The sequence below is a fragment of the Flavobacterium piscis genome (assembly GCF_001686925.1).
In the GTDB taxonomy this organism is placed as follows: Bacteria; Bacteroidota; Bacteroidia; order Flavobacteriales; family Flavobacteriaceae; genus Flavobacterium; species Flavobacterium piscis.
The window spans coordinates 275,743-294,271 of record NZ_LVEN01000027.1 but is presented as its reverse complement, the minus strand read 5'-3'; the positions used below and the strand labels follow the sequence as shown (position 1 = coordinate 294,271).

The 18,529-nt window shown below is 36.0% G+C and carries 8 protein-coding genes; all 8 read right to left on the bottom strand.

The window, feature by feature from the left end; translation table 11 throughout:
• Nucleotides 1–372: 372 nt before the first annotated feature.
• The 8 genes from FLP_RS11825 to FLP_RS11790 all read right to left on the bottom strand — a co-directional run bounded on the left by FLP_RS11825 (nucleotide 373) and on the right by FLP_RS11790 (nucleotide 18,528).
• Nucleotides 373–2,712, bottom strand: a complete 2,340-nt coding sequence (locus FLP_RS11825) for a glycoside hydrolase family 95 protein (protein ID WP_065449710.1) — start codon at nucleotides 2,710–2,712, stop codon at nucleotides 373–375.
• Between the two features lie 115 nt (nucleotides 2,713–2,827).
• Nucleotides 2,828–5,767 carry a discoidin domain-containing protein gene (locus tag FLP_RS11820; protein WP_065449709.1) on the bottom strand — a complete coding sequence of 980 codons (2,940 nt, stop codon included), beginning with the start codon at nucleotides 5,765–5,767 and terminating at the stop codon, nucleotides 2,828–2,830.
• 193 nt (nucleotides 5,768–5,960) lie between these two features.
• On the bottom strand, nucleotides 5,961–7,493 hold the full coding sequence (locus tag FLP_RS11815) for a RagB/SusD family nutrient uptake outer membrane protein (RefSeq protein WP_065450263.1): 1,533 nt from the start codon (nucleotides 7,491–7,493) through the stop codon (nucleotides 5,961–5,963).
• Nucleotides 7,494–7,518: 25 nt separating this feature from the next.
• Nucleotides 7,519–10,545, bottom strand: coding sequence for a SusC/RagA family TonB-linked outer membrane protein (locus FLP_RS11810; protein ID WP_065450262.1), 3,027 nt, complete (start codon nucleotides 10,543–10,545; stop codon nucleotides 7,519–7,521).
• A 1,117-nt stretch (nucleotides 10,546–11,662) separates the two neighbouring features.
• Complete coding sequence (locus FLP_RS11805) at nucleotides 11,663–13,255, bottom strand: solute:sodium symporter family transporter (protein ID WP_065449708.1); 1,593 nt, start codon at nucleotides 13,253–13,255, stop codon at nucleotides 11,663–11,665.
• Nucleotides 13,256–13,258: 3 nt separating this feature from the next.
• Nucleotides 13,259–14,275: a GntR family transcriptional regulator gene (locus FLP_RS11800; protein WP_065449707.1), complete on the bottom strand. Its 1,017-nt coding sequence runs from the start codon at nucleotides 14,273–14,275 to the stop codon at nucleotides 13,259–13,261.
• 62 nt (nucleotides 14,276–14,337) lie between these two features.
• A complete protein-coding gene (locus tag FLP_RS11795; RefSeq protein WP_065449706.1) occupies nucleotides 14,338–16,542 on the bottom strand; it encodes an alpha-galactosidase in 2,205 nt (734 codons plus the stop codon).
• A gap of 15 nt (nucleotides 16,543–16,557) precedes the next feature.
• Nucleotides 16,558–18,528, bottom strand: coding sequence for a sialate O-acetylesterase (locus tag FLP_RS11790; RefSeq protein ID WP_065450261.1), 1,971 nt, complete (start codon nucleotides 18,526–18,528; stop codon nucleotides 16,558–16,560).
• Between the last annotated feature and the right edge of the window lies 1 nt (nucleotide 18,529).

Genomic DNA, 18,529 nt, shown 5'->3' with positions numbered 1-18,529 from the left:
GCGAAAACGCAGATAAATACGGATTTTTTATTTTGCTCATAATTAACTTTACGTAATCTTGTCATTCTGAACGAAGGATCACATTAGTAAATCGACAAAGATTAGTTCTTTTAGTTGCGGAGTTTCTTGTGTGATCTCTCTTTAGAAGCTTTGGAATTAAAATAACAAGATCGTGTTGAATTTCATTATGAATAGACTCCAGCTTTAGCTGGAGATCAAAAGAGTCGAATATAAAAATGGCTTTAGCCGAAATACATTATGATTTCAGCTAAAGCCATATTGCATAATCATTTTATAATCCCCAGCTAAAGCTGGGGGCTATTCAATTATTAGACCTAACAGGTTTTAAAAACCTGTTAGGTCTTGTTGTTATTACAATTTAGAAGAAGTGATTTCTTTTAATTCTCCATTTACCTTCACTTTTACTTTTGATGGTATTGGAGATAGAATCTCATATTTAGTTACTTTACCTTTTTCCCATTTGATGTTTACGGTAAAATTCCCTTCGGCTTTAAGCCCTTTTACTTCTCCCTCATTTAACCAAACATCTGGCATTGCGGGCAATAATTCGATAAATCCTGCATGACTTTGAATCAGCATTTCGCCAATTCCGGCAGCTGCACCAAAATTTCCATCAATTTGAAATGGCGGTCCCGCCGAAAGTAAATTAGGATAAACTCCTCCTCCTGCTCCATAATTTATGTTGGTTGCAAGCGTTGGTCTAAGAATTGTTTTTAATAATTTATAAGCTCGGTTTCCTTCTTTCAAACGAGACCAAAACAACATTTTATAGGCGATTGACCAGCTTGGCCCGTCATCACCTCTTACTTCAAGTGTTTTTTTAGCGGCTTCTGCCAATTCTGGCGTACTTTCCGGAGTTATTAAAGACGCTGGATATAGTCCGTATAAATGAGAAATGTGACGATGTTGAGCGTCTGGTTCCTTATAATCTTTTAGCCATTCCTGAATTCTTCCGTCAGGCGAAACTACTCCCGCCGGAGGTAATAATTTTAATCGTTTTTCAAGTTCGATTCTGAGATCATTGTCCAATCCTAATTTTGTAGATGCTGCGATTACGTTATCAAATAATTCACGAACAATTTGATTGTCAATTGTTGGTCCCATACAAACGTGTGCATCCTGTCCGTTTGGCAAGAAAAATGAATTCTCAGGCGATACAGATGGTGAAGTGACCAACCAGCCCGTTTCCGGATCTTTTACCAACATGCTGTTATAAAACTGGGCCGCACCTTTTATTATTGGATAAATTTCAGCGAGATATTCTTTATCATTTGTATACAAATAATGGTTCCATAAATTGTTGCACAACCAGCCGGAACCCGCTTTTGCAATTCCCCATGAAGCACTTTCTCCCGGTTCTGTAAAGCCCCAAACATTTGTAATTACGTGTGCTACCCAACCATCGGCATTGTAATAGGCTTTGGCTGTTTTTTCGCCGTAAGGCACCATTTGCTTCACCAAATCTTTTAGCGGAAGATTCAATTCTGATAAATTGCCCGTTTCTAATGCCCAGTGATTCATTTGTACATTTACGTCAAGATGGTAATCTCCGTTCCAGGGTGTCTGAACCTGATGCGCCCATAATCCTTGTAAATTTGGCGGTAATAATCCAACTCTGGTACTGCTGATGCTTAAATAACGCCCGTATTGGTAAAACAAAACAGGAAGTCCGGTATCTGAATCAGCATCTTTCATAAAAACATCTAAACGCTCATTTGTAGGCAACGCTTTTTTTGTTGATTTTCCGAAATTCAAAGCCACACGATTGAATAACTTTTGATAGTTGTCGATATGTGTTTTCTTCTGATCCTGATATTTCTTTTGCATCGCTGCCTCTAAAATTTTATCTATTGTAGATTCGAAGTTTTTATCTTTAAAATCTGTTCCCATCGAAATAAACAGTACTACTTCGGTTGCATTTTTTATTTCGATTGTATTATTAGTATATAATGCATTTCCGTCTTTTAACTGCGTTTTTACTTTTGCTTTATAACGCATTCCTTTTCCGTCGCTGCCGTTGTTTAACTGACCTGACATTACAAGTGAATTATCGTTTCCATTTACGGTTTTAAAATGCTCTGGCCTGTCTAACTGAACAATAAAATTTAATTTCCCTTTTTTGCTTGCAGTCAATTTGATAAAAGCCGCATCATCGCCAAAACCTGCAAAATATTCACGCTTGTAAGTAACTCCGTCAAGTACAAATTGAGTCGCTGCAACTGCCGTTTGTATGTCGAGATTTCTGCTGTAATTTACAGGCTGCGATTTGGTTTTGTAATCAAATTTTAAAGTCATATCTCCCAAAACCTGATAACAGCCAAATTGTACATTGGCTCCGTCTCCGCTTCCTGAACCCGGGCCTGTACAGACAAAATTCTCATTAATTAGTTTTTCGGCATCACTGTTTTTATTGGCTAATAATAATTCTCTTATTTGATGTAAAAAAGTATAGGCTTTATAATTGTTGGCGTCTTGTGGCGATCCGCTCCATAAAGTAATATCGTTTAGCACCAATTTTTCGGTTGTGATTCCGCCATCCGGCATGATTCCTAAACGCCCGTTTCCTAATGGTAAAGTTTCTTCCCATTGAGATGCAGGTTTTGTATACCATAATTCTAACGGATTACTTTGCGAATAACCTAAAAAAGGCAGTAATATAAAAAGTAATGCTTTGTATTTTTTGATATTCATAATTATCTTTTTTTGCCACTGATTAAAGGATTTGAAATGATTTTAATTAGTGGTAAATTTATTTAACCGATTTTGTTATTATTAAACCTGACAGGTTTGCTTTGAGAATACTTTGTCATTTATTATAAGAAACAGCTTTTATAACCGGTTTTTCGCCATTTTTCAAAAGTGTTTCATCAAATTCTACTATAATTTCTTTGCTTTCTCCTTTTAGCAAAGTAAAATAACTATCGCTTACAATTGCTGGTAAAATCTGAGCTCCGGTTTTATCATTTAATGTTTGAATATGAATTCCAAAAGCAATTCCTTGTGGGCTTGAAACTTTTGCTTTTATCACATATTTTCCGTTTTGTTTTACCACTTTGCTGGAAACATTTACGTTTGCTTTTGGCAGTTTATTAAGTTCTGTGAAATCTTTCATGTTGATTCCTCTCCAATAAAAATTCTCACTAACTAATTTGTTTTGGGCATCTTTTAATTTTAATCGAATAAAATGTACCGGACTTAAATCTGAAGTATTGGCATCGGCACCAAAAACTTTAAAATCGTAAAGTGAATACCCCCAACCTGAACCGCGTTTTACACCCAACATTCGAACATAACGCGCTTTTACTTCGTCAAACGAAATGGTTTCAAGACCTTGTTTTCCCCCTTTTATAACACTTACATCTGTCCAGTTTTTGGCATCTATACTTACCTGAATTTTATATTCTTTTCCAAAGGCATTTTCCCAATTTAAAACTACTCTGTTTATGGTATATTCGTTTTCAAGATCTACATAAATCCATTCATTATCTGTTGATTTACTTGCCCAACGGCTGTTTGAATCTCCGTCTGTAACGTCTCTTAGATTTCCTCCGTCTGTTGAAGAAGCTGTTGCATTTTTTTGAAAAGCAAGATCTTTTTGGTTCGAATAAAACGGAATCACGAAACTTTCTGTCGCAGTATTCGAATACGAATCGACAGTCGCATTTTGTTTGAATTTCGATACTGATTTTCCATCCATATTAAATACTTCGGCTTCGGCCTTTAAATTCTTGAAATCAGTTCCTGTCGTGTTAATTACTTTAACCGAATTATTTACTGAATTCCATTGAATATGCATGGGCTCACAAGCTGATTTTACGCCCCAATATGCTCCTGTTAAATCATAATAATAGTCATACGTTTGCCAAACCATACTAGGATAAGAAGATTGACTCATCCAGATCATGATACCTGAAGCATCTTCCCACATATGATCTAACCAGCCTTCGTACATGGCTTTGTTGGTTTCGATGTTTAATAATTGGGCTTTTGTGGTATATTCTTCGAGGTTATTTGGTTTTCCGTAACGTTCATTTATGCTATTATCATAATTATCGGGCGAAGCATTAAAAGCTTTCTGCCCAAAGAAATGTTTGTCCCACATATCGTTTCTTGGCCACCAGTCTTTTTCAGGAATAAATTTCTTAAAACTTTCAATGTTTGGGAAAACGGCTGTACCAATTTCAGTTCTTAAACCCCAACTTGGGCCATCTCCTGTCCCCACATAAGCCGCAGGATATTTGGTAAAATAAAACCTCGGATCTTTATTGCCCCAAAGTCCGCTGCCGCTTAAGTTTCCCGTGTTTGAACAAGGCTGATAATATCTGTCATTATTGTCAAAAGTCTTTATATTTTCGGCAATCCAGCCGTTTAACGGAGGTTGTGGTAATCCTTCGTTATTCCCGCACCAAACTGCTATGCTCGCATGATTTCTTACTCGTTTTATTTTCTCGATTACATTGCTATTAAAAACGTGAATGTCTAATGGCAAGTTTGGATTTGCATTTAACCAAAAATCATCCCAAACCATAATTCCATATTTATCACAAGCCTCATAGAATTCATCATCTGTGGTAGAACCTAACCAGTTACGAATGATATTATAATTCATTTCTTTGTGCAGTTTCACTTTTAGATCGTATTCGTCTCCTCTGCAACGAAGCATATATTCGCTCATTCCCCAGTTTCCACCTTTTAGAAAAACACGTTTTCCGTTTATCGAAACATGCAGAACTCCGCCCTCTGTATCGTAAGTATATTTCTTGATTCCAAAAGTTATTTTTTGAGTATCCGAAACTACATCTCCAATTTTCAAAGTAAACTGACACGTATATAAATTAGGATCTCCGTAACCATTTGGCCACCATAATTTAGGATTCTGAATCGAAAGTTCCGGAAATTGTTCTTTATTTAAATGTACGCTTGTAATTGCGTTTGCATCTAAACTTATTTTTTTAGAAAAAGTAATATTTCCGGGCATAATTACTCCTGTCAAAACTCCTTCCTGATTTTGTGCCGAAGAATTCTTCAATTCTACTTTTACATCAAGATCTGCTCGTGCATTCGAAGGTAAATTGGTATGAATCCAAGGATCTACAATCGTAATTTTATTTGTATTGCTTAGAAAAACATCATCTGTAATACCGGAATTTAATCCTGGTACATACGGCATCCAATCCCAGCCGGCGCTTGAAATATAGGTTGGACTTCCGTAATTATTTAAAGGCGTTTTGGGAATGCTTACCAAAACTGCCAGAACATTTTTATCGCTGCGATGCACCAACTTAGTAATATCAAATTTACCACGTTGCATCATTCCGCTAAGTGTGGCTATTTTTTTTCCGTTAAGGTAAACATCACCTTCGCGATTGATTCCTTCAAAATTTAACCAAATAATATCTTTTGTAAAATTTTCCGGAACTTTAAATTCGGTGCGATACCAAAAACTGCGATCGTATTTTGCTTTATCAACCTGATAAATATTGTCGCCATAATTAGGATCTTTTTCTAATCCGCTTACGACATACGAATTGAAAATGGTACCCGGAACAACGGCATTTACCCAATTTGTTCCTGAATAATTTGGGGTAAATATTTTAAGACTGTCCTGTCCTACTTCTGCCTGCGGTTTGACTTTCCAAACGATATCAGAAGAGTTTAAACTTACTTTGTCTTGAGCATAAATACTTAACGAAAAAGCATTTAAAACTAATAACCATATAAAAAAGTGAATTGTATTAAACTTCATATTACTATTTGATTCGTTTACATTTTTGTAAACATTAAAAAAAGAATGCCATTTTGGACTAAGTTTTTTCTAACAGAAAACTTCGTACTGTTATTACCTAAATCCAAAATGGCATTGCAAATCAAAACTGTGACTAACCAAAAATCACGTGACCAAAAAATAAAAAATTACATTAAAATTGTCTTCAAAAACATTAATATCCTGGATTTTGGTTTTCCGGACCAATTTCATCATTAAGCTTGATCTCTCCGATAGGAATAGGGTAAAGATTATGAAATGCAGCAATTGTACCGTTTTGTTTTGCCCATTTGTTACGGGCACCTACTAATTCTACCAATTTTCCTGTTCGAAGAAGATCCATTCTTCTCCAGCCTTCAAAAGCTAACTCACGCATACGTTCGTCAAGAATTTGCACTCTGAACTGAGATTGGGAAAGTCCGCTCCATTTCATTGCTTCAGGTAATGTTCCTCCAAACGCTCTTGTACGAACCTGATTTACATATCCTTCTGCTTCTGTCGTGTTTCCTAATTCATTTAAACATTCTGCGTAATTAAGTAATACATCCGAATATCTGATATACGCTTTATTTTTGCCTGAATTCCAAAATGATTGTTTTCCTTCTACACGAATATCTTCAAATTTTTTAATGTGTGGATCCAACTCATCACCACCAAAACCAGCAGGAAGTGTAGGTTTAACTCCTTTATAAGTAAAATCATAACGAATACTTGCTTCTTTACGTACATCACCTGGTTCCCATATTCCGCCATCTGTTTTATCTTTATAACAATATTGAGTAGGAAGTATAAGATCATAACCGCCAAAATAAGCATATTGGTTTATGTTTGCTAAAACTCTTGAACCTGTCTGCCATTGTATCTGGTTGTTATCAGGCCAGTTATTAGTATACTGCCATTCATATAGGGATTCTGAAGAATTAGCGTGGTCCGGACTAAAAACATCTGCGTAATTTGGCAATAAACTATACTTTCCGGAAGTAATAACTTCTCCAAACCATTGCTTTGCTTTAGTATAATCACGATGTCCTGAAGCTTCAGGAGCATATAGATATACTTTTCCTAAAAGCGCCTGAGCTACCCCTTTTGCAGGAAATGCAGGATTGCTTTGTGCTACAGGAAGTTTTTCAATTGCTCTTTCCAAATCGGCAACGATATAAGAATAAACCAAAGGCAAAGGCTGACGTCTTAAACCAAATTCTGCTGTTTTTGCTTTATCATTAATAGGTATTTCTCCCCAATATTGTGTAAGCTCAAACATTAATGTTGCTCTTAAAAAACTAGCTTCACCCATTAAGAGATCACGTTTTGCACTATCATCTTCGGTATTAGTCCCTAATGCTCTAATAGTTTGTGCAGCTACTTCAATTACTGGCCATCTGTCATTCCATAATTGTCCAATTGCCTGATTCTCCTGACTTAGAAAACCATTGTACAAATCAAGTCCTGCCTGGTTTGCATCTCCGGTTACCTGCAAAGCACCTTGTTGCGCTTCGTCTGTACCAAGAGAAGTATAAAGCCCTGCACGGTCTTTTTGCATATTTCTCCAATTCGTAATCGCTCCTAAAAGAACAGGCTCTATTTTACCTAAACTGCCATATGCCTGTGCAGCAGTAAGTGAACTTTTAGGCTCTTCCTCTAAAAAATCTGAAGAACAGGAGGCTGAGAATATTGCCACGGCCATAAAGGCTATAATTTTTGCTTTCATAAAATAATTTTTTAAATTAATTTGATTAAAGAGATACATTTAATCCCATAACTACCATTCTGGAAATTGGATAAGAATCTCCTCCCTCTGGATCATACCCTTTGTATTTCGTTACAATAAATAGATTTGATCCCGTTACATAAAACCTTACATTTTTAAGAAAAACACTTTCTGCAACCTTGTCTTGTAATGTATACGATAATGTAAGTGCATTTAATCTTAGGAATGAAGCATCTTGTATTGCCTTATCGGTCTCACCCAAAGTATATCTTCCTCCTCCATAATAAGCTCTTGGTACATCTGTATTGGTATTGGTAGGAGTCCAACGATCTAAAAGATCTGTATGTGCTGCACTCATACCTCCTGAATTCATATAGCTTTCGTAGGTACCACTTGGTCTTTTACCTCCTATTGAATAAGAAAATACGGCGTTTAATGCAAAACCTTTATAATTAAGATCGGTAGAAAAACCTCCATAATAATCAGGATTCAAATCACCAACAACATACCTGTCCTGATCGTTTATTACACCATCGCCATTACGGTCTTTAATTTTAATATCCCCAGCCTGAACAGTTCTACTTCCGTAATTTACTCCGGTAAGATTTTCTCCCTGTTGTGCAATACCATCATATTGAAACACATACACTGTGTTTACCGATTGACCTAAGAAAAAGTTTCCGGTACGTTGGATCTCATTGTTGCTATAACCACCCAGGTTGTAGATCTCTGTAGCATCTCCATAAAGTTTTGTAACCTTATTTTTTGCCGATGATATGTTGGCAGAAACATTCCATTTAAAGTCCTTGTTTCTAATAATGTCACCTCTAAGTTCTACTTCTATACCCTCATTAGTGGTAGCACCAATATTATCCAGCTTATATTTATATCCTGATGAAACCGGCATATTACGCAACATTAAAAGGTCGTCATTATTGATATGAAAATAATTAGCACTTGCAGTCAGTCTGTTTTGAAAGAAACCAGTATCTAATCCAACATTAAATTGTTTTTGTTTTTCCCATCTTAAATCAAAATTATCAATATAATTATCAGACACGTAAGTCCCTGAATTATTACTAACTTGTGCATTATATAAGGCAAAATATCTGTAAGCATCTACATTTTGATTCCCCACCATACCATAACCTACACGAAATTTAAGTTGATCTAATTTTTCAAATCCTGAAAGGAAATTTTCTTTGGCAATATCCCAACTTCCTGCTATAGAAGGAAAGGTTCCCCATTTGTTATTAGGGCCAAATTTAGAAGAACCATCTCTTCGTACTGTACCGGTAATAGTGTATTTACCATCATAAGTATAGTTCGCTCTTGCAAAATACGATTGGTTTGAATAATCGGTAAAATTCGAGCTTAACTGCGCATTATCCTTTTGGTATGCTCCTGATAATGCCATGTAGGTCAAATCATCACTAACAAATCCGCGAGCTCTTACATCAGTACTATTCCCTGAATTACTCATTACAGAAAATCCTCCCATAAGATTTACGTCATGCTTTGCAGCAAAAACTTTACTGTAACTTACAGTATTATCCCACTGATAATTGAATTGTGAATATCTATAATGATGCGCTTCTCCATCCATAGAATTTCTAAGCGACTGTCCTGTATAACTTGGTATATAATCAAAATTTGCCTGATCTGCAATATCTACAGACAAAGTAGTTCTGATATCAAGACCTTTTAGAGGTTTTGCACTTAAGAAATTACTACTGGTAAGTCTGTTACGTGAGCTTGAATTTATGATATCAAGACTTCTTATCGGATTGTAAAGATTCTGGTCGAACACTTCACCATATCTAAGATAAGTAGACTTAGCGTCTATAGGCAATAATGGATTTGCTCCCAATGCCACACCAAAGGCACTTCCTTCCTGATAATTGCTCTTGCTTCTTGAAAAAGTAGTATTGGTACCAAACTGCAGCCATGATTTTAAATCCTGCGTAAGGTTAATTTTTCCGTTGTATCTTTTAAAATCAGAGTTTTTAAGAAGTCCTTCCTGATTAACATAATTAAAACTCACAAAATAAGTTCCTTTTTCTCCGCCTCCGCTAAAACTTAAATTGTGATTCGTTTGAAAACCTGAACGTGTTACCTGATCTAACCAGTTGTAACTTTTACCCGTTCTGTAAGATTCCAATTCATAAGGCGCAAATACAGTCGAACCGTTTGACTTAATTTGGTTAACATAAGCAGCACGATCAGCACCTGGATTTTCATCCATATAACGATTCGCATAAGCATCAACCCTAAGATCAAATAATTGCTGGCCATTCATCAACGGGATAGTTCTTGCAAATTCAGAGACACCGGTCCATGTATCATATTGTATTTTTGCTTCTCCAGATCTTGAACCTTTTTTTGTTGTAATTACGATTACTCCATTTGCTGCTCTTGAACCATATAGTGCAGTAGCCGAAGCATCTTTAAGCACTTCCATACTGGCAACATCGTCAGGATTTATGTTTTCAAAATTGCTGTCGGTAATCAAACCATCTATTACAAATATTGGGTTACCGCCAAAGTTCAGCGAATTATTTCCCCTAATTCTTATTGTACCAGACTGACCAGGTACAGCACTTTGTTGTACATATACACCCGAAGCACGTCCTTGTAGCGCCTGCACCACATTTGGCGTTGGAACCTCTCTAAGTTTATCACCAGAAACACTGCTTACAGCACCCGTTAGATCTCCTTTTTTCATTACAGCTCCAACTATTACAACTTCATTTAATTCCTGAGAGCTTGGTTTTAAAGAAACATTTACAACCGAATTATTGGCCGAAACACTTTGCGTATTAAATCCTATGAAACTAAATTCTAAAGTAGATCCAGTTTTAACATTGGTTAATTTGTAACTTCCGTCCATGTCCGTTATCGTCGAGGTCTGTGTACCCTTTACTATAACTGTAGCGCCAGGTAATGGTAAATTTTCATTATCTGTAACTTTACCGGTGATGGTTTGGGAATAAAGTGTACCGGCGGACATCATAACTACTAAGAAGCATAAGTATCTTATTGCGATTCTCATAATGATTTGGTTTTTAGTTAATAAAATATTGAGTTGGTTTTTTGAATTATTGAGCATTTAAAATATGAGAAAACGAATTGACTTATACTATACTATACTACAACAATACAAACATACAAATATTTTCATAACAACCAAATTTATGTTTTAAGAATTTGTTATTTTTTTCCTCGTTTTATTTCGGCTTTACTATAAATAAGCACTTTTAAACAGTAAAAAGAAAAAAAAGAAAGCAATAAAATAAAGAAATATCAGACAAAAATTCAATCATTCACGCTTCTAGACAAAGAAAACAACCACTTTGTAACGATTTACGATATATAAATTTTGTTTGGCAATAATCATCATAAGAGCTCGGTTTCTAAAAAATTATTACTAAAAACATTATAAAAAAATCTCAATTAAAGGCTTAAAATCGTAAAACGAATACCTAATTTCTTTGCGTAAAACCGACACATTGATGGGGGTTTTTACATTACAAGACATATCTTATGATTAATATATTCAGTTTTCAACAGTAATCTTTGTTGATATTCTTTGTCATGGCACACAGATGACACGGATTTGCTTCGCAAAAACGCGGATTTTTTGTTTGTCATCCCGAGGAACGAGGGATCTCCACCAGCATCTCTACAAAGATTGGCGATTTTGCAGGAGGAGTTTCTTGCGGAGATCCCTCGTTCCTCGGGATGACAAGACTGCGTTTACTTTACGTTGAACATTTTTCACCCAACATAACCCCAAAGTATTTGTCATCCTGACGCAGGAATGATCACACAAGAAGCTCGACAAAGATTGCGGCATCACTTTACGGAATTACTAGTGTGATCATTCCTGCGTCAGGATGACAAGATTGTGGTTACTTTGCAAGTAAAATAAAAAATCCGTTTTGATCCGTGTTTTTGCGAAGCAAATCCGTGTCATCTGTGTGCCATGACAAAGAAATTCTATAAAGATTGTCAGATCATAATTGTGAAGCTTCTTTGCGTTAGACGCACTGCTGTGCGTCTCTACGATAAAAACCCTCGTTCATAATGAAACAAAAAAGGACGCACAAACATGCATCCCTATAGTAAAACCTTTGAACCTTTGTCCCTCAGAACCTTAGTACCTCATCCTAAGCTATCCCCCATTTCGAGAACAGAACGAAAATACTAACCATCCCCATCAAAAGTAAAGCGAAATACCAATAACGGTTTTTCCAAGGCGATAATTCGAGAGATTCAATTTTGATTTCGGTGTATTTATATTTTGGATAAAACCTGGCAACCACCAGCATACATATTGTGGTAAACACAAATAATAACGCCAGCATATGCAAATAATGCAGTTTGATATCTAATATATAATTGAAGATGATATAACTAAAAATAAAGAATATCATTCCGATTTTGGCGGCTTGTGGCGGAACTTTTTTAGACACAAAACCTACCAGAATAATCGTGAAAATAGGCACGCAAAACATTCCGCCCAATTGTTGCAAATAGGTATAAAATCCTGCTTTGCTAAACATGATAAACGGAGCAGAAAACATCGCCAAAGCCGAAACAATAATTTCGAATTTTCGTCCGGTGTAGACCAAATGCTTTTCTGTAATTTCTTTGTTTCTTTTCTCTAACCACGGTTTATATAGATTTAGTACGAACAATGTACTACTGCTGTTTAAACCGGCATTAAAAGTACTTATCGCTGCGCCAAGAACAACTGCAGCCGTAAGACCAATCATAATACCCGGCAAAGTATCTTTTACCACCAAAGGAAAAACCTCAGCGGTGTTTTCGAGATTACTATAGAGATGAACCCCAACTAATCCAGGAATATTAATAATAAACGGACACAAAAGCTTTCCTAAACAAGCTAATCCCATCCCTTTCTGGCTGTGCGATAAACTCTTTGCCGAAAGTGCTTGCTGGACAATAAACTGCTCCATTCCCCAATAATACAGGTTCATGATAAACATCCCGGTAAAAATGGTACTCAGCGGAATTTCGTCTTTTGGACCTCCAATAGCATTGAGATGTTCTGTATGTTGAGACAGCAAAATATGAAATCCTTTAAACCAATCGCCATTACCCAGAAATTTAAACCCGAAGTATGGGAAAGCAATCCCAATGGTCAATAAACCGATACTTAAAATGGTATCACTTATCGATATTGCTCTTAATCCGCCTAAAACCGAATAGGCGCAGCCTGTTAGCCCAATCACCCAAACCATAATCCAGATGTTTTGCCAATAGCTTAATTGTAAAGGCGCTATAAAATTGAACATTCCGGTAAGTGCAACCGCGCCACCGTATAAAACGGCTGGCAATAAGTTCACGACATAACTGCACAGAAATACAATCGACACTAATCTTTTGGTCGAATTATCGTAGCGTTTTCCCAGATAATCCGGAATTGTCATGGCTCCGGTACGAAAATAAATAGGCAAAAAGAACTCCGCTACAAGCAACATCGCCAGCACAGAACTTACGCCCCATGCCATAACGCTCATATTGTTTGTGTATATGGATTCGTTTTCGCCTATAAATTGATTCGCACTTATATTACTTAATAGTAATGCTCCTCCTACTATAAAAAAATTGTTGTTATGATCTGCAAAAAAAAGTCCATTTGTAGTTTGGACCTTTTTTTTACGTGTTTTTAAAGCTGAAAATAAGGCAATAAAACCCGTAATGAGCAAAAAACTAACAATCGACAATACACTCATACACTACAGCGAATTTCTATCAACTAAAACTGTTGGAACAATCTCCTGAATCTTTTTACGATTCAGCACAAAGTTCGCCGCTTTTTTTCCCATTTCAGAGAAATCTGTAGAGAATGTGGTTACTCCGTCAAAAATAATTTCTTTTACGATATCATCATTATGCGAAATAAAACCAATGTCTGAGCCTATTTTAAGCCCTTTGATTTTGGAGTCTTTCAGCATTTCCCAAAGTTCAAGATTGTGAATCGTAAAATACACTTTTCCTTTCTCCAAAGAACCCGAAACATACTCTTCTTTGATAACTCCTTTGATATCATAATCCTTCATGAATCTTTTAAATGAATTTAAGATTTCATCAGGTTCAGCAGATGATGGTTTAAAGAAGAAAATGATCTCGTCGTACTTTTTAATTTTATCTTTAAGCTGCACAAAAGCATTGTAAGACGAATCTCCAAACTCTTGTGCAACATAATTATAATCTTCATCTGTTTCTATAAAACGGTCTACCAGTAACACTCTGTTGGTAGGCAATTGTTTTAAAACAGCCGGTGTTTTTTTACTCGGAATTGGAGCAATAACAAACATGCCATATTTTCCTTTTATATTCTGAACAATACTTTCGAAAGTATCAAAATTATTGTGGTGAAAAAAGATGTCCAGCTGAATGTTCTTTCCCAGACCTTTTCTAAAATTCTCGTAAAACGTTTCCTGAAAAATATCAAATGCAAATATTAGCAAAGCCACTTTTAACTCTTGTTTTACATCATTGGTAGCAACAAAATAACCCAATCGGTTTTTTGATTCGATAATTCCTCTGTGCACAAGTTCTTTATACGCTTTGGCAATGGTTTCTCTCGCAAAACCCAATTCACTTATAAATGTATTTACAGATGGCAGTAAATCGCCTTTTGTAACCACTTTTTCATCAATGGCATTAATTATACCCTGAACCAATTGCTCATGTTTAGATAAGGAATTGATGGATTCCAGATTTTTTATCTGTTGGATAATTTGCTTCATAAAACGTTTTAATAGGTATTTATTTAGAAATCAATTACAAATATATACTAATGTTTGAGATTTTAAGCCTTTGTAATTTTTAAAACAACACTTGTATTAGAAGAATTTACATTAGGATTAATTCCTACCTGCATTAAAAAATCACCTGAATATGTAGCGGTTTCTACCACTGGCTTTTTATCAGGATATACGTTGATTTCTTCTACTTTATAGTTTTGTCCGGCTTGCAAACCTTTTAATTTTATTGGTAAATGTGTTCCTGCTTCGTAACGGGAATTAACAGAATAAGTAAAAACTACCGCTTCATTTCCGTTTTTGTTGACAAACATTACCGATGCTGCATCATTACCCCAAGGATTTTGCAAACGGTATTGGTCTCCCTGCCAAATGGTGTTGCTCAATGCATTATAGTTTTTAATTGCCTGCTGAGCAAAAGTCAAATCTTTCTCGTTCAGGTCTTTTACTACAATATCAAAACCTAATCTTCCCATCATGGCAACATCGGTACGGTATTTCAAAGGTTGTTTTCCCCAATCTGTAACGTGTGCAGCAATTGTTAATGCAGGATAGAAATAAGAGTATTCCCATTGCATATACACACGCTCTAAAGGATCTGTGTTATCACTTGGCCAGAATTCTGTAAAGTATTTCAAAGCTGCATAATCTACTCTTCCTCCACCACCGGAACAAAGCATCATAGGTACTTTTGGATATTTTACTCGAATGCGCTCCAGAACTTTATACAATCCTGTTACATAATCTGTATAAAAATTATTTTGTTTGTCTTTTAAATTACTTGAATAGGCGTTATAAATCACCGCATTACAATCCCATTTGATATATGCCAATTCTGGATTTTCTGTAAAAAGATTATCCACAACTCCATAAACAAAATCCTGAACTTTTGGGTTAGATAAATCCAAAACCAATTGGTTACGGAAATAATGTTCTGCTCTTCCCGGTTGTTTGATGATCCATTCAGGATGTTTTTTGTACAAATCACTCGCAGGATTTACCATTTCCGGCTCGATCCAGATTCCGAATTTTACCTGATTGTCTTTGGCTGTTTGTACCAAAGTTCCAATTCCGTTTGGTAATTTCTTTTTGTTTACGTCCCAGTCTCCAAGAGCTGCGTCATCATTATTACGAGGAAAATTGTTTCCGAACCATCCATCATCCAATAAAAACATATCAACACCCAGTTTTTTACTATCGGCGATAAGTACTTTTAATTTATCTTCATCAAATTTGAAATAAGTAGCTTCCCAGTTGTTCAGCAATGTCATACGGCTTCCTTTTCCGTCTAATATTTTATAACTTCTTGACCAGTCGTGTAGGTTACGGCTTGCATTACCTTTTCCTTTAGATGATAAAGTGTACCAAAATTTAGGCGTGGTAAAAACTGTATTTTTTGCCAGTGAATAAGCCGCTGCTGCATTATTAATCCCCGAAATAACACGAAGATTATTTAACGGATCTAATTCAAGATCGGTACGGAAATTCCCTGACCATTCTAAACCTGCAAACAACACTTTTCCTTCGTCTTCTGTAGCTGGTTTATCCAAAGAAACCATAAATACAGACGGTTGAAACAAGTTGGCACGTGCTCCTAATTTGGTATCCAAAACTTTAATTCCGTGCGTTAGTTTGGTTTCTTCAGGCTGCATTTCTTTTGCCCAGTCACCATGATATTGGTTCAGGTAAAAGTTGTTGTATCCTTTTAAATACAAATTGGCTGATGCATATTTATTTAACGTAATATTTCCTTTTTCAGAATGCTTAATCGTTGTCCATTGTTCGATAACATCAGTATCATAATACGACTGAATAAACATATGCACCTCGATTGGGTAAACATTGTCTTTTAGTGTAATTTCGGTTTGAGAAACTCCTGTACTTACCGTTGTTGTTTTATGGTCTACATATAACAAATCCAGTGAAGTATTTCCGTCAGCATGTGTTACGGCAATCGCTGGTTCCAATAAGTTTTTAGAACCTGATGGTGTATAAGCTGCATTGTAAATTCCTGAATAATCTGTTCCTTGTTTGAACTGACTTTGTATTTTTACGTAATCAAAATCGTTTGCTAATTTTTCTCCTAAATAAATGGTGTTCACTTCTTTTCCCGGAGTTACCTGCAAAACAAGCGCATTACTTTTTGTTTTTACTGATATAATTTGTTGCGCCGAAACCGGACTGCAATAACTCGCCAGCATAAAAAATGCTATCCCAAAAGATTGCCTTAAAGTGGTAATGTGTTTTTTCATTTTATTCTATTTTTTTTATTTCTTTTCTTGTGTAATTCCTGCCCAAATATCTGTTCTAAAAGATGATGCAGGCAATCCCGATTCGTTCGTTAAATTTCCGTCAGGATTATCAGCCCAATTGTAGCGAACAGCAACCGGATTTGGTACTTCATGAGCATATACCTCGACTTTGCCGTTGACTACTTTGGCTTGAGCCCAATAAAACTTTTGGTCTGATCCTGCAATACTAAATCCTTTAAGCGTATCGTCTCTGGCTTTTATGTTTTTATTAAAATCAAAATCAACCGTAACTGTATTTCCTTTTATGTTGTACGATTTATACAACGGTCCTGAGTAATCGATTTTGGTATTGTATACTTTCGCCAAAGCTATACTCGCCAAACGACCTCCTACATCTTGTTTGTTTTTGGGGTGAATGTCTTCTCCGTTCCCGATATCGGTTGTCACCGCCATTCCGGTGTTGGATAGTTTCAAAGCTTTAAATTGGGCTTCTCTCAACTCTGCCCAATCTGAATCTGCCGGTTGTTCTTTTTTCTGTTTGTAATTCGCCAATTGAACAAAGAAAAACGGTAATTTTTTATCTTTGAATTTGTCTCTCCAATCGTTTATCAACAGCGGAAATAACTTTTGGTATTGATACGCTCTTTCGGCATTACTTTCTCCCTGATACCAGATGACGCCTTTTATTTTATAATCTGTTATAGGTGCAATCATGGCATTGTATATCGCGCTTGGTCTGTTTTGGCCTTGAGCCAAATAAGGTTTAGCAGGAAAATCTTTGATATCTGCGCCAATATTATATTTCCAGTCTCCGGCTAATGAAATGGTTTCTTTTACTGATTTTAAAGTGAAATTCTCATCTCCGTAAACTCCGCCGTTTCCTGCTCCGTCAAAAACTCGTATCGTTATAACGTTCTCGCCTTTTTTGAGAAACTTCGACGGAATTGTATAATGACGTTCTACATTATAACCTTTGGTTTCGCCAATATAATTTCCGTTTACCCAAATCATATCGTCGTCATCTGCCAAATAACTTAGGGTAAAGTCGGCATTGTTTGTAGTAATATTTACTTTTTTTCTAAACCAGATTATGCCATCAAAATTGGATAATCCTTTATTTTCAAAAAATGCCGGCAATGGCATAGTTTTCCAGGATGAATCATCAAAACTGGCTGTTGCCCAAATGGCTTTTGCGTTTTGAAATCCTTTATCTGAATCTGTCAATTTCTTTTCCCAGATGGTCATATCGGCATTATACTTTTTCAGTAAAGCCTCCTGATCAACTTCTGATTTCATCGCCTGAATTTCGGCATCAAAATCATGAATGGTGGTTAACGCTCCGGAACTTGTCCAGGCTTCGATAAGTGTTCCTCCCCACGAAGAATGAATTAACCCAATTGGGATCTTTTTTTCTTTGTAAATCATTCTTGCAAAAAAATAAGCCGTTGCGCTAAAATCAGCTATCGTTGCAGGACTGCAAACATTCCATCCGCCGTGTTGTACTTTTAGGGTACTTACTGGTAAAGTGCTTTCTATATGTTCTGCCTGTAATAATCGTATTTGAGGATAATTGGCGTTTGCAATTTCTTCCTTATAATTATTGATTTTTCCCCAACCTTCCAGCGGCATTTCCATATTACTTTGTCCGGAACACAGCCAAACTTCTCCAATTAAAATATTGTTGAGCGTTTTAATTGTTCCGTCATTTATAGAAATTGTGTACGGTCCTCCATAAACCGGAGTTTTAAAAACTACCTTCCATTTGCCATTTTCGACATTCGTTTTGTATGTTTTTTTATCCCATGAAGTGGTAATACTCACTGATTCTGCATCGCTTTCTCCCCAAAACGGAACGGCGCTTTTTTGCTGCAATACCATATTATCTGTAAAGAAAGAAGGTAACGATACTCTAGCATTAACCGCATTTGACGAAAGGATTAATAACGTCAATAATAGCATCGTTTTCTTAAAAAACTGTTTTTTCATA

Coding starts and splice junctions, on each gene's coding strand:
- FLP_RS11815 (WP_065450263.1), bottom strand. CDS start 7,493: ATGAAAGCAAAAATTATAGCCTTTATGGCCGTGGCAATATTCTCAGCC.
- FLP_RS11795 (WP_065449706.1), bottom strand. CDS start 16,542: ATGAAAAAACACATTACCACTTTAAGGCAATCTTTTGGGATAGCATTT.
- FLP_RS11820 (WP_065449709.1), bottom strand. CDS start 5,767: ATGAAGTTTAATACAATTCACTTTTTTATATGGTTATTAGTTTTAAAT.
- FLP_RS11800 (WP_065449707.1), bottom strand. CDS start 14,275: ATGAAGCAAATTATCCAACAGATAAAAAATCTGGAATCCATCAATTCC.
- FLP_RS11825 (WP_065449710.1), bottom strand. CDS start 2,712: ATGAATATCAAAAAATACAAAGCATTACTTTTTATATTACTGCCTTTT.
- FLP_RS11805 (WP_065449708.1), bottom strand. CDS start 13,255: ATGAGTGTATTGTCGATTGTTAGTTTTTTGCTCATTACGGGTTTTATT.
- FLP_RS11790 (WP_065450261.1), bottom strand. CDS start 18,528: ATGAAAAAACAGTTTTTTAAGAAAACGATGCTATTATTGACGTTATTA.
- FLP_RS11810 (WP_065450262.1), bottom strand. CDS start 10,545: ATGAGAATCGCAATAAGATACTTATGCTTCTTAGTAGTTATGATGTCC.